A 12,260-nucleotide genomic window follows, 5' to 3' on the forward strand; every position below is an offset into this window, starting at 1 on the left:
ACGCCTGTTCATCGGGGCGGTACCGCGGGGTGCGGTGCCGCCCCGACGCCGCCCAACGCCTCCGCCAGCCGCCGCGGGTCGCGGCTGGAGACTATCCAGTACGGGGTGGGGTCGTCCGGGTCGTTGAGCGTCACCTTCACCGCGGACTTGATCCACGGCCGTTGGATCACGAACGCGAGGGGATGCAGCTGCGCCGACAGGGCGTCGCGCAGCGCCGTGCCGGTCAACGGTTCGGCGGACTCGACGTACTCCATCGGCAGGACCGCGTCGTCGACCAGCAGTTCACGGTCGCGCACCGCGACCCGGATACGGCCCAGCCACGCCATCGCGACCGCCGCCCCCGGCACCAGCACCACGAACGGAAGCCACGTCACCAGTCCGGGGACCCCCAGGCCGATCTCGAAGGCCAGTCCCGCGGCGACCGCGAGCGCCACCGGCCAACTCCACCAGGGGACGGTCAGTCGCTCGTTGAAGGCGGTAGGTTCCTCAGACGCCATACCGCCGAGACTACCGGCAGGTACCGTCACGGTGCGGTCAGGCCGGGGACCGGTACGTTCGCGACCGCCCGGCGGCACCGTCGCACCAGGGGCGCGACCGCGATGAACCGACCCGCCACCGTGACCGGCCGCGGCGCCCGCGCACCCGCCCCGCCGGGGGGATCGCGGCGCCGCACGGGCGCGACGGCCCGGTGCGGCGTCACGGTGTCGAACGCCCCCGGTACGGTCGATGCCGGTCACCGGGCCGAGATCGAAGTGAACCTGATCAATCCTGATCCGGTGGTTGCTGCGACCATCAATCGAGGCGACCACATCGCACAATTGGTGTTGCAGCGGGTGAGCACGCCCGTTTTGGAGAGGCCGACGCGCCGACCGGATCGGAGCGGGGCCTCGGTGGACACGGGTCCATCGGGGCGTCCCGCGCCGTCGCCGGCGCCGCCGGCCGCAGATGGTCCTGGGACAGATGGAGAATGACCGTGTTTGGACGTCGACGCCGACGTGGTGACAAGACCGAGATCGACGCGGACGTCACCGGGGACTCCGGCGAGACCGGCGCCGACGCCGCCGACGTCACGCGGGGGCCGTACGACAGTGCGGACGCCCCCGACGACGAGGTGCGCAGGCTCGACCTCGGCAGTATGAGGGTTCCCACCCCGCCCGGTGTCGAAGCGCGGATGCAGACCGACGACAAGGGCAACGTCCGCCAGGTGACCCTGATCCACGGGGAGAGTGCCGTGCAGATCGGCGTGTTCGCCGCGCCGCGCACCGAGGAGATCTGGGACGAGGTCCGCGAGGAGATCGCCGGATCCGTCGCCAAGCAGGGTGGCAGGACCGAGGAGATCGACGGCGACTACGGCGTCGAGTTGCTGGTGCGGTCGTCGGGGCAGCAGGGCGACACCGCCGCCAGGTTCGTCGGGATCGACGGTCCGCGCTGGTTCGTGCGTGCCGTCTTCCAGGGGCGTATGGCGACCGACCCGACCGCCTCTGACCTGCTCGACGACTGTGTGCGCGGCGTCGTGGTCGAGCGCGGCAACCAGGCGATGCCGGTGTTGGAGGGACTGCCGTTGAAGTTGCCGGCCGGCATGGCAGAGCAGGCGAAGGCCAAGCTGGCCGCCAACCGGGCGACCGCGTCGACGACCGCGACCGGCACCGGTGGCATCAACGGCGCGGCCCCCGAGAAGCGGCCGTCACCGCGCCCCAAGAAGCGGTGACGGCTTCGTTACCATCGGAAGGGTGGGTGCCACCGTCATGCGTGACCGGCCCCGCGGTCTGGCGGCTTTCCTGCGGAAGTTGACCGCGAGCGAGGCGGAGCTGTACGCCGAACAGGTGCGGGGTGAGTGCGCATCGCTCGGCTGCCAACCGCTGGACCGGCTGCGGCGCGGCGACCTCGTGACGGTGGCGGGCCGTATCAGTACCGTCGTGTTCACGCCGGTGGCGAGTATGCCGGTGCTGGAGGCCGAACTGTTCGACGGCACCGGCACGGTGACGTTGTCCTGGCTCGGCCGCCGCCGCATCGTGGGGATCGAACCGGGCCGTCGGCTCACCGCCACCGGGCGTATCGCGGTACCGGAGGGGGACCGTAAGGTGATCTACAACCCGGACTACACGCTCATCGGCGACACGTCCGAGTGAGTCCGCGAGACGGAAGAGGTGGATGATGGCCGAGCAGCCCGGCGTCTCCGAGCGAGGCCACGACACCGACGACACCGACACCGGTCGCGTCGTCTCCAAGGAGGTCACCGAGGACGACCTGCCGCCGATGACCGAACAGATCTCGGCGCAGCTCGGCGGTATCCGCGGCCTCATCGAGTCCGGCGTGCCGGTCGGCGTGTTCGTGCTCGTCAACGTCATCTGGTCGGACCGGCTGCGGTGGGCGATCGGGGCGGCCGTGGTGTGCGCGGTGGCGATCGCCGTGGTGCGCGCCCTTCGCAAACAGTCGATCCGGCACGCGATCAACGGCCTCTTCGGCATCGCGCTGGGTGCCTGGCTCGCCTGGGACAGCGGGGACGCGAACCAGTTCTACCTTCCGGGCATCCTCTACGGCCTCGCGTACGGCGGCGGCATGCTGCTGTCGGTCCTGCTGCGGCACCCCTTCATCGGTTGGGGCTGGTCGATCATCGCGGGCGGCGGGCGCGCCGAGTGGCGGGACGACCGGCGGCTGGTGAAGCTGTTCTCCTGGTTGACGGTGCTGTGGGGTGTGGTGTTCCTGACCAAGAACCTGGTCCGGTTGTGGTTGTACCTCGACGGCGGCATGGCCGATCTGCTCGGCGTGGTCACCATCGCCTTCGGCTACCCGGTGACGGGCGCGCTGTTGCTGGTCAGTTTCTGGGCCGTCCGGCGGCGCCGTCCGGCGCTGCTGCTGCGCACCGGCGACTGAGGCCGGTCACCTCCCCTTCCCCAGCAGCACCTGCCGCATCGGCTCCTCCGCCTCCTCGGCGCACACGAAGACCAGTTCGTCTCCCGCCTCCAGCGTGTCGTCCGGGCTCGGCGGGATCACGCGCCTCCCCCGCAGGATCGCCACGAGCGCGGTGTCGGGTGGGAAGTCGACCTGCCGGACCGTGCTACCCACGTGCGGCGCGTGCGGCGGCAGGGTGATCTCGACGAGGTTCGCCTGACTCTGCCGGAACGACATGAGCCGCACCAGGTCGCCGACGCTGACGGCCTCCTCCACGAGCGCGGCCAGCAGGCGGGGTTTACTGACCGACACGTCCACGCCCCACTGGTCGGTGAACAGCCATTCGTTCTCCGCCCGGTTGACCCGCGCCACGACCCGGGGTACCGCGAACTCGGTCTTGGCGAGCAGCGACATCACCAGGTTCACCTTGTCGTCGCCGGTGGCCGCCACCGCCACGTCGCAGCTGTGCAGCATCGCCTGCTGCAGGCTGGCGAGTTCGCAGGCGTCGGCCAGCAGCCATTCGGCGTCCGGCACCCGGTTGGGTTTGAACATCGCGGGTGACCGCTCGATCAACAGCACCTGGTGGCCGTTGCCGACCAGTTCGCCCGCGATCGACCTGCCCACGTTCCCCGCGCCCGCTATCGCCACCCTCATCGGTCGGCCTGCCCTTCGGGCGCGGAGCCGGCGACGGCCCGCACCGTGTCGACGATGTCGTCGGTGACCAGCATGAACAGTTGGTCACCGTCCTGGAGGACGGTGGAGTCGGTCGGCAGCGTGCCGTAACCGAAGCGCATCAGGTACGCGACCCGGGTGCCCACCGCCGCCTCCAACCGGCTGAGGCGGCTGCCGATCCACTCCTGATGCGGTCGCACCTCCACGAGCGACACCGACGCGGTGGGGTCACGCCACAGCGGGGTCTGTTCGGCCGGTAGTAGGTGCCGCATGAAGCGGTCGGCGGTCCACCGCACCGTGGCGACGGTGGGGATGCCCAACCGTTCGTAGACGCTGGCGCGTTGTGAGTCGTAGATCCGCGCCACGACCGTCCCGACGTGGTAGACCTCCCGGGCCACCCGGGCGGCGATGATGTTGGAGTTGTCGCCCGAGGACACCGCGGCGAAGGCGTCGGCCCGGTTGATGCCGGACTCGGTCAGTACGGCGCGGTCGTAGCCGACACCGGTGACCGACTGGCCGTCGAAGTCGGGTCCCAGGCGGCGGAACGCCTCCGGGTTCTGGTCGATGACGGCCACCGAGTGGTCGAGCGCGGCGAGGTTCTGGGCGAGGGCCGCACCCACTCGGCCGCATCCCATGATCACCACATGCACTGCTGTTCCTCACCGTGTCGTCGTGTCCGGCCGACCCGCACGCCGACCGGGTTCCGGTGGCTCGTGTGGTACCGCGTGGCCGGTGAGTAGCTAGGCTACCGGACGTGGTGCGTCCATCGTCCGTGGTCAAGAGACTCCTACTGGGTCGTCCATTCCGGTCCGACCGGTTGTCGGAGACCCTGTTGCCCAAGCGTGTCGCGCTGCCGGTGTTCGCCTCCGACGCGATGTCCTCGGTGGCCTACGCACCCGAACAGATCTTCCTGACCCTGTCGGTCGCCGGTGCCGGTGCCTACCTGTTCAGCGGTTGGATCGGGTTGGCGGTGTGCGCGGTCATGATCGCGGTGGTCGCCTCGTACCGGCAGAACGTCAAGGCGTACCCCGGCGGTGGCGGCGACTACCAGGTCGCGACCGTCAACCACGGCCCACGGGTGGGACTGGTCGTGGCGGCGGCGCTCATGGTCGACTACGTGCTGACCGTCGCCGTGTCGATCTCGGCGGCGGCGGCGAACATCGGCTCGGCCGTGCCGTTCGTCGCCGAGCACAAGTCGCTGTTCGCCGTGGCCGCGATCGCGTTGCTCGCGGCGATGAACCTGCGGGGCGTCCGCGAGTCGGGAAGGGCCTTCGCGGTACCGACCTACGCGTTCGTCGTCGGGGTGTTCGGGCTCATCGGCTGGGGCTTGTTCCGGACGGTGGTGATGGGCGAGGAGGTCCGTGCCGAGAGCGCCGACTTCGACCTGATCACCGAGCAACCGGACCTGGCGGGGGCCGGCCTGGTGTTCCTGATGCTGCGCACCTTCGCCTCCGGCTGTGCCGCGCTTACCGGGGTGGAGGCCATCGCCAACGGTGTGCCGTCGTTCCGGAAACCCAAGGGACGCAACGCCGCGACGACCCTGTTGCTGATGGGCGCGCTCGCGGTGGCGATGTTCCTCGGGTTGATCGTCCTGGCGCGGCTGACCGAGGTGAAGATCGCCGAACACCCGGCGTCCGGCCTGGCGGGCACCCCTGACGGATACGTGCAGAAGACGATGCTCGCGCAGATGGCGCACGCGGTGTTCGACGGATTCTCACCGGGGTTCGCGTACGTCACCGCCGTGACCGGTCTGATCCTGGTGCTGGCGGCCAACACCGCGTTCAACGGCTTCCCGGTGCTGGGCTCGATCCTCGCGTTGGACCGCTACCTGCCGCGGCAGTTGCACACCCGTGGGGACCGATTGGTGTACTCCAACGGGATCATCCTGCTCGCCCTGTTCGCCATCGTGTTGGTGATCGGATTCGGCGCCAACGAGACCCGGCTGATCCAGTTGTACATAGTGGGCGTGTTCGTCTCGTTCGTGCTCTCCCAGAGCGGCATGATCCGGCATTGGAACCGGGTGCTGCGGACCGAGCGGGACACGGCGGGTCGGCGGCGCATCCGCCGGTCGCAGCTCATCAACGGGTTCGGCCTGGTGACGACCGCGACGGTGCTGGTGATCGTGGTGGTCACCAAGTTCACCCACGGCGCGTGGATATCCATAGTCGCGATGGGGGCCATCTACGTGGCGATGCGCGCCGTCCGGCGGCACTACGACTCGGTGGCGGACGAACTGCGCCCGCGTGACTCGCGTCCGCCGCTGCCGGCGCGCAACCACGTCGTCGTACTGGTGAGCCGGCTCCACCAGCCCGTGATCCGTGCCCTGATGTTCGCCAAGGCCACCCGCCCGGACACGTTGACCGCGTTGACCGTCAACGTCGACGACGCGGAGACCCGCGCGTTGCAGGCCGAGTGGGAGCGGCTGAAGATATCCGTACCGTTGACGGTGGTGGACTCGCCCTACCGCGAGATCACCGGTCCCATCGTCGACCACGTGAAGTCGATGCGGCGGGACGCCCCCCGCGACCTGGTGACGGTGTTCATCCCGGAGTACGTGGTGGGGCACTGGTGGGAGAACCTGTTGCACAATCAGAGCGCGTTGCGGATCCGCAGCCGGCTCCGGTACGAGCGGGGTGTCATGTTGACCAGTGTGCCGTGGCAGCTGGAGTCGAGTGCGAGCCGGGATCTGGACCGGCTCGACGACCGATTGGCGGGTAGATGATCGTTGAGGTGGGGCCGGTCGCGCACGGCGGGCACTGTGTGGCACGCGCCGACGGCCGGGTGATCTTCGTGCGGCACGCCCTGCCCGGGGAACGGGTGCGCGTCCACGTGACCGAACGACGGAAGGGGTACTGGCGCGCCGACGCCGTCGAGGTGATCGAGGCGTCGCCGGATCGGGTGAAGCCGCCGTGCCCCTACGCCGGGGTGTGCGGTGGATGCGACCTCCAGCACGTGTCGGCGGAGGGGCAGACGTCCTGGAAGACCGACGTCCTGCGTGAGCAGTTGACCCGACTGGGCGGACTGTCGGGGGACGAGGCCGCGGCGCACCGGGTGGAGGCGCTGCCCGGCGGGTTGTTGGGGTGGCGCACCCGGATGCAGTACGCGGTCGACGCCGCTGGTCGTCCGGGGCTGCGGGAACACCGGTCTCGGACCGTCGTACCGATCGACAGGTGCCTGATAGCCGACGAGCGGATCCAGGAGACCGACGTGTTGGCGCGGCGGTGGCGGGGTTCCGGCGTGGTCGGGGTCGCCATCGGTGACGAGGACGGACCGGCGGTGTACACGCAGCGCGACCGCCGGGGCGCCGCGCGCCCGGTGAGCGGACCGGCCCGGGTGCGGCAGCTCGTCGCCGGGCACTGGTTCTCACCGACTCCGGAGGCGTTCTGGCAGGTACACGTCCTGGCCGCCGACGTCTTCCTGGCCACGGCCATCGATCTGGTGCGCCCCAAGGACGGCGAGACCTGCTGGGACCTGTACGCCGGTGCCGGGCTGTTCGCCGCCGGTCTCGCCGACGCGGTGGGGCCGGCGGGCCGGGTGTTCGCCGTGGAGTCGGACCCGCGCGGTGACACCGCCGCCAACCTCGCGGACCTGCCGCAGGTGACGGTGGTTCCCGGTCAGGTGGAGGACGCGGTGGCCGAGCTGTCCGCTCCCGACGTGGTCGTGTTGGACCCGCCGCGAAGTGGCGCGGGCGCGGCGGTGGTCGACGTGGTGGCCCGGGCGGCTCCGCGTGCGATCGCCTATGTGGCATGCGATCCGGCCGCGCTGGCACGCGACCTGCGTACCTTCGCCGCCGCCGGATACCGGCTGACCGGTCTGCGGGCGTACGACGCCTTCCCGATGACTCAGCACTTCGAGACCATCGCGTTGCTGGAGCCGGAAGGCCGCGGCACGGACTGAGACACCGGCACCATCCATGATGGAGTCGTGTGGTGGCCGCCGTGCCGCGACCCGGTCAGGCCGTGACCACGTCGGCGGCCTGGTGCATCCCGGCGAGGATGCGCGCCCGCCGGGCCGGTGTGGTGAAACCGGCGCGGACGGCGTCGGCGGTCACCTCGGTCAGCTCGGCGTCGGACAGCCCGAGGGCGGCGGCCAGCCGGTACTCCCCGTCGATCGTGGAACCGAACTGCACCGGGTTGTCGGTGCCCAGGGCCACCGGTACCCCCGCCGCCGTCAGGCGGGGCAGCGGATGCGAGGCGAGGTCCGGGACCGCGCCCAGGACGACGTTGGCGGACAGGCACACCTCCACCGTGATACGGCGTTGCGCCAGGAGCCGCAGCAGGCCGGGGTCGTCGACGGCGTGCACCGCGTGACCGATCCGGGTGACGCCGTCGATCTCGGCGACGGCGGCGATGTTGGCGGCCGAGAACTCTCCCGCGTGGACGGTCACCCCGAGTCCGGCGGCCGTCGCGTCCGCCGCGACCTGCCGGGCGGTGCGCCAGTCGGCCTCGGTGGTGTACGGCACCTGTAGCAGGTCGATCCCCGCCAGGCCCGCGGCGGCGGCCTCCGCGCAGGCGTTCGTCATCCGGAACAGCCTCGCGGTGTCGTGCCACAGCGGGACCCCGACGACCGGTTCGGCGTGGAAGTGCGGGTGCACGCCGCGCACCCGGGATTCGGCCAGCCGGAACAGTTTCATGAACCCGGGGCGCGCCAGGGTGTCGTGGTCGAAGCGCAGTTCGGTGTAGTGCGAGCCCGCCGCCGCCGACTCTTCGAGGGTGTCGGTGATCCGTTCGAGGAAGGCGACCTCGGTGTCGGCGTGCGCCGGTGCCGGTGTCGCCTGTGAGATGCGTTGCAGCCGTGCGATTCCGGACGGGTGCTCGGCGACGAGACGGCGTCGCCAGCCGTGCCAGTCGTATGCGGGCCGGGCGTGCCATCGGGCCAGCACCCGGTCAAGCCGGGGTGACCACTCCTGATGCAGATGGAGATCGGCTTTAGGCAGCATTGCCGGATCCTCTCACCGGTCCGGCGCCGACGGACAGACCGGCGCACGGCGCGTCCGGGCCGGTTTTGCCCGATATCCGACAGATGCCCGGCGTGCCACTTATGTGCGCCGGGGACTCGGGTGGCGCAACGGATAGACTCGCCTGTCATGAAGCCCGAACACGCGACTGGGAACACCGACCTGATCGGCACGATCGGGCGGCTGTCGGATTTCAAGCGACTACCCGTGGAGGCGCTGCCCGACCTGGCGGCCGAGATCCGGACGTTCCTGGTCGACCAGGTGTCCCGCACCGGCGGCCACATCGGGCCGAACCTCGGTGTCGTCGAGTTGACCATGGCGATCCACCGGGTCTTCGACTCGCCGCGTGACCGGGTCGTGTTCGACACCGGCCACCAGTCATACGTACACAAGATCCTGACCGGCCGCGCGGACGGCTTCGGCCTGCTGCGCAAACGGGGCGGCCTCACCGGCTACCCGTCGCAGGCCGAGAGCGAACACGACCTCGTCGAGAACTCGCACGCCTCCACGGCGTTGTCCTACGCCGACGGGATCGCTAAGGCGCACGTGTTGCGCGGGGAGAACCGGCACGTGGTGGCGGTGGTCGGTGACGGGGCGCTGACCGGCGGCATGTGCTGGGAGGCGCTGAACAACATCGCCGCACGCAAGGACCTCCCGCTGGTCATCGTCGTGAACGACAACGGGCGTTCCTACGCCCCCACCATCGGCGGCCTCGCCAGCCACCTGTCGACGTTGCGGCTCGACCCGTCGTACGAGCGTCTCCTGGACACCGTGAAGGACACCCTCGGCCGGACGCCGCTGGTCGGTGGGCCGCTCTTCGAGGCGATGCACGCGGTGAAGAAGGGGATCAAGGACGCGATCGCGCCGCAGGTCCTGTTCGAGGACCTCGGCCTCAAGTACGTCGGCCCGGTCGACGGCCACGATCTCGACGCCCTGCTCGGCGCACTGGAGTCCGCGAAGAACTTCGGTGGTCCCGTCATCGTCCACGCGATCACCCGCAAGGGCAACGGATACCAGCCCGCCGAGGAGGACCTGGACGACTGCCTGCACTCGCCGTCGTCGGCGTTCGACCCCGAGACGGGCAAGCCGCTCGCCAAGAGCGCCCAGAAGTGGACCTCGGTGTTCTCCGAGGAACTGGTGGCGGTTGCCGACGAGCGCGACGACGTGGTCGGCATCACCGCCGCGATGGCGATCCCGACCGGCATAGACAAGCTCGCCGACCGGCACCCCGACCGGGTGTTCGACGTGGGTATCGCCGAACAGCACGCCGTGACCAGTGCGGCGGGTCTCGCCATGGGCGGAATGCACCCGGTGGTCGCGGTATACGCGACCTTCCTCAACCGCGCCTTCGACCAGGTCCTGTTGGACGTGGCGATGCACCGGCTCGGCGTCACCTTCGTGCTCGACCGTGCCGGCATCACCGGCCCGGACGGGCCCAGTCACTACGGCATCTGGGACATGTCGGTGTTCCGTGCGGTCCCGGGCATCCGGATCGCGGCGCCGCGCGACGCCGCGACGCTTCGTGAGGAGTTCCGGGAGGCCGTGGCGGTCGAGGACGGGCCGACCATCGTGAGGTTCCCGACCGGGGCGGTCGGTCCGGACGTCCCCGCCCTGGAACGGGTCGGAGGCGTCGACGTGCTCGCCACGGGCGAGACGAAGGACATCCTGCTGGTCACGTGCGGGGCCTTCGCCGCGAACGCCCTGGAGGCGGCGGCCCGCATCGCCGAACACGGTTTCGGCGTGACGGTGGTGGACCCGCGTTGGGTCGCCCCGGTGCCGGCGGCGCTGCTGCCGATGGCCGAGGAGCACCGGCTGGTCGTGACCCTGGAGGACGGCGTGCGGACCGGCGGGTTCGGCGACGCGCTTGCCAAGGAACTGCGCGACGCCGGGGTGGACACGCCGCTTCGAGACCTCGGTGTGGCCCCCGGCTGGCACCCGCACGGCAGCCGTGCGGAGTTGCTGGCGGATCTGGAACTGACCGGCCAGGACGTCGCCAGGCGGGTGACCGAGGCGGCTCTGAAGCTGACCGACTCGCCCGCGGAGCTTCGCGTCTGACCCGCCGCACACATGACGGCGGCCCCGTGAACCGATCGGTTCACGGGGCCGCCGTATGCCGGGGGAGTGCCGGGTTACTTGGTCGCGTCGATGATGTCCCAGGCCAGGTCTTCCCACTTGGCGTAGGCGTCGGGGAAGGCCGAGCCCTGCACGGTCTGGGCGGCGACGGTCAGGTCCATGCCGCTCCAGCCGTCCACGCGCTTGAGGGCGTTGTAGAACGAGGTCGTGGAGTGCTCGACGTCCATGCACTCGGCGATGGTGCCCCAGCCGGAGCTGGGCCGCTGCTGGAACAGGCCGACCGAGTCGTGGTCGAAGCCGGTGCCCTGGTGGTCCTCGTCGAGCGAGGCCGGCATGCCGGTGTTCGCCAGGACCAGGAGCTGGCTCTCCTGCATCGCGGTCGCCAGGGCGACGGCCTGGCCCTTCTCGGAGATGCCCATCTCCTCGCCGATCTCGACGATCTCGACGGCGTTGGCCATCTGGTCCTCGCTGAGGCCGCCGACCGGTTCGGGAGCCGTCTCGGCCTCCGGTTCGGTCTCGGGTTCGGCCGGTACGGGTTCGTCGGCGGGAGCCGGGGCGTCGCCCTCCTCGGGCGCGGTCCGGTCGTCGGAACGTCCGGCCTGGTCCTCGACGGAACGCTCGGCCGGGGCTCCGGCCGTGGCGGCCACCGAGCCGTTGTTCGACTCGACGGGCGAGCCCATCAGGCCCAGGGAGATGACGGCCACGACGCCGATGGCGGCGGCGGCGCGCCACAGCAGGCCCGCGTCGGAGTCGGCGACCGCGACGCGCCAGGCCGACTTGCCGTCGCCGTCGAGTCGCGCGACGGCCCAGTCCGGCAGGTGACGACGGACGGTGGCGACGCCACGTCCGGTCGCCTGGCCGAGGGCACTGTTCCTGACGGTGGTCAGGGCGTGGTCACCACGGGCGGACAGCTGCCGGACGATCCGGCTGTTGGCCGCGGTGGTGGCGTGTCCCCGCACGGCCGACGCGGTACGTCCACCGAACCGGATGGTCCGCACGGCGGGCGTGGTCTTGAGGATGCGGTGGACGAGGGAGATGATCCGGGGCGCCGTGGTCCGGTATGCGGACTCGATCCGGCGTCCCACCCGTCCGGCGGTCTGCCGGAGGAAGCTGATGACGGTGGCGAGCAGGGCGCTGGCACGCACGGTGCGGTAGAGACGGTGGGTAACGGTGGCCAGGTCGCTGTTGCGCAGCCAGGCCGGTACACGGGTGGGCACTCCTCGGGGGGTGCCGGGTTTACGGGTTTCTGGCATTCGGCCACCTTAAGCGGCGAACGCGCAGGTGAACAGCCCTGTCGAGCCCGGTGGGCATTGATGTGAATAAATCTGATAGCCAATCGGCGACCGCGTCCGGAATGCCCCATAAGCCGGTTTCGTGTCATGGCGTGGTCGTTCGTCGCCGTCCGCCCTCGTATGCCCTCGTCCGGCTGGATTGTCGCTCTCATCTGAACGGATGAGTTACACGCCGGTAACTCCGTGATGTGATTCGCGTCTCACATCGCCGGAATCGGCGTGACCGCCGCCACGAAACGGTACGAGCCGGTGTCGCCGAGGCCCGGTCACAGGTCGTAATCTGAACCGGTCACCGCCTCGGATCCGCGAGGTCCGGCCACGCCGGTCCGGTGCCGGCGCGGGCCTTCGGCCGCCACGGGACGTCGCGCGGCCGA

The 12,260-nt window shown here is 70.4% G+C and carries 11 protein-coding genes; 6 read left to right on the plus strand and 5 right to left on the minus strand.

Annotation, left to right across the window (positions count from 1 at the left end; genetic code table 11):
• Positions 1-8: 8 nt before the first annotated feature.
• A complete protein-coding gene (locus LX16_RS04435) occupies positions 9-497 on the minus strand; it encodes a DUF3093 domain-containing protein (RefSeq protein WP_147133491.1) in 489 nt (162 codons plus the stop codon).
• 470 nt (positions 498-967) lie between these two features.
• Here LX16_RS04435 and LX16_RS04445 point away from each other — a divergent pair, with 470 nt between their 5' ends.
• The 3 genes from LX16_RS04445 (at position 968) to LX16_RS04455 (ending at position 2,874) form a co-directional block, all read left to right on the plus strand.
• Positions 968-1,708: a DUF3710 domain-containing protein gene (locus LX16_RS04445; RefSeq protein ID WP_147133499.1), complete on the plus strand. Its 741-nt coding sequence runs from the start codon at positions 968-970 to the stop codon at positions 1,706-1,708.
• Between the two features lie 37 nt (positions 1,709-1,745).
• Positions 1,746-2,129 carry an OB-fold nucleic acid binding domain-containing protein gene (locus tag LX16_RS04450; protein WP_147137013.1) on the plus strand — a complete coding sequence of 128 codons (384 nt, stop codon included), beginning with the start codon at positions 1,746-1,748 and terminating at the stop codon, positions 2,127-2,129.
• A gap of 127 nt (positions 2,130-2,256) precedes the next feature.
• Positions 2,257-2,874, plus strand: coding sequence for a DUF3159 domain-containing protein (locus tag LX16_RS04455; protein ID WP_425304417.1), 618 nt, complete (start codon positions 2,257-2,259; stop codon positions 2,872-2,874).
• 6 nt (positions 2,875-2,880) lie between these two features.
• Here the strand turns inward: LX16_RS04455 and LX16_RS04460 are convergent, their stop codons facing one another.
• On the minus strand, positions 2,881-3,546 hold the full coding sequence (locus LX16_RS04460; protein ID WP_147133505.1) for a potassium channel family protein: 666 nt from the start codon (positions 3,544-3,546) through the stop codon (positions 2,881-2,883).
• Positions 3,543-4,214, minus strand: a complete 672-nt coding sequence (locus tag LX16_RS04465) for a potassium channel family protein (protein ID WP_147133508.1) — start codon at positions 4,212-4,214, stop codon at positions 3,543-3,545. The genes LX16_RS04460 and LX16_RS04465 overlap by 4 nt, the downstream gene beginning before the upstream one ends.
• 104 nt (positions 4,215-4,318) lie before the next feature.
• On the opposite strand from LX16_RS04465, the gene LX16_RS04470 reads away from it, so the two are divergent.
• Both LX16_RS04470 and LX16_RS04475 read left to right on the plus strand, forming a co-directional pair.
• Entirely contained in the window at positions 4,319-6,286 is a 1,968-nt protein-coding gene (locus tag LX16_RS04470) for an APC family permease (RefSeq protein WP_147133511.1), read from the plus strand.
• Positions 6,283-7,461 carry a class I SAM-dependent RNA methyltransferase gene (locus LX16_RS04475; RefSeq protein ID WP_147133515.1) on the plus strand — a complete coding sequence of 393 codons (1,179 nt, stop codon included), beginning with the start codon at positions 6,283-6,285 and terminating at the stop codon, positions 7,459-7,461. Before LX16_RS04470 ends, LX16_RS04475 begins: the two co-directional genes overlap by 4 nt.
• A 55-nt stretch (positions 7,462-7,516) precedes the next feature.
• On the opposite strand, the gene LX16_RS04480 is transcribed toward LX16_RS04475, so the two are convergent.
• Entirely contained in the window at positions 7,517-8,503 is a 987-nt protein-coding gene (locus LX16_RS04480; RefSeq protein ID WP_147133519.1) for an amidohydrolase family protein, read from the minus strand.
• Positions 8,504-8,650: 147 nt separating this feature from the next.
• On the opposite strand from LX16_RS04480, the gene dxs reads away from it, so the two are divergent.
• A complete protein-coding gene (gene dxs / locus LX16_RS04485) occupies positions 8,651-10,576 on the plus strand; it encodes a 1-deoxy-D-xylulose-5-phosphate synthase (RefSeq protein ID WP_147133522.1) in 1,926 nt (641 codons plus the stop codon).
• Positions 10,577-10,650: 74 nt separating this feature from the next.
• Here dxs and LX16_RS04490 read toward each other — a convergent pair whose 3' ends face one another.
• A complete protein-coding gene (locus LX16_RS04490; RefSeq protein ID WP_147133525.1) occupies positions 10,651-11,847 on the minus strand; it encodes a hypothetical protein in 1,197 nt (398 codons plus the stop codon).
• Between the last annotated feature and the right edge of the window lie 413 nt (positions 11,848-12,260).

This window comes from Stackebrandtia albiflava, from assembly GCF_007994225.1.
Classification (GTDB): domain Bacteria; phylum Actinomycetota; class Actinomycetes; order Mycobacteriales; family Micromonosporaceae; genus Stackebrandtia; species Stackebrandtia albiflava.

Bases quoted from the DNA above. Each gene is read 5' to 3' on its own strand.
- LX16_RS04435 (WP_147133491.1), bottom strand. From the start codon at position 497: ATGGCGTCTGAGGAACCTACCGCCTTCAACGAGCGACTGACCGTCCCC.
- LX16_RS04445 (WP_147133499.1), top strand. From the start codon at position 968: ATGACCGTGTTTGGACGTCGACGCCGACGTGGTGACAAGACCGAGATC.
- LX16_RS04450 (WP_147137013.1), top strand. From the start codon at position 1,746: ATGCGTGACCGGCCCCGCGGTCTGGCGGCTTTCCTGCGGAAGTTGACC.
- LX16_RS04455 (WP_425304417.1), top strand. From the start codon at position 2,257: ATGACCGAACAGATCTCGGCGCAGCTCGGCGGTATCCGCGGCCTCATC.
- LX16_RS04460 (WP_147133505.1), bottom strand. From the start codon at position 3,546: ATGAGGGTGGCGATAGCGGGCGCGGGGAACGTGGGCAGGTCGATCGCG.
- LX16_RS04475 (WP_147133515.1), top strand. From the start codon at position 6,283: ATGATCGTTGAGGTGGGGCCGGTCGCGCACGGCGGGCACTGTGTGGCA.
- LX16_RS04480 (WP_147133519.1), bottom strand. From the start codon at position 8,503: ATGCTGCCTAAAGCCGATCTCCATCTGCATCAGGAGTGGTCACCCCGG.
- dxs (WP_147133522.1), top strand. From the start codon at position 8,651: ATGAAGCCCGAACACGCGACTGGGAACACCGACCTGATCGGCACGATC.
- LX16_RS04490 (WP_147133525.1), bottom strand. From the start codon at position 11,847: ATGCCAGAAACCCGTAAACCCGGCACCCCCCGAGGAGTGCCCACCCGT.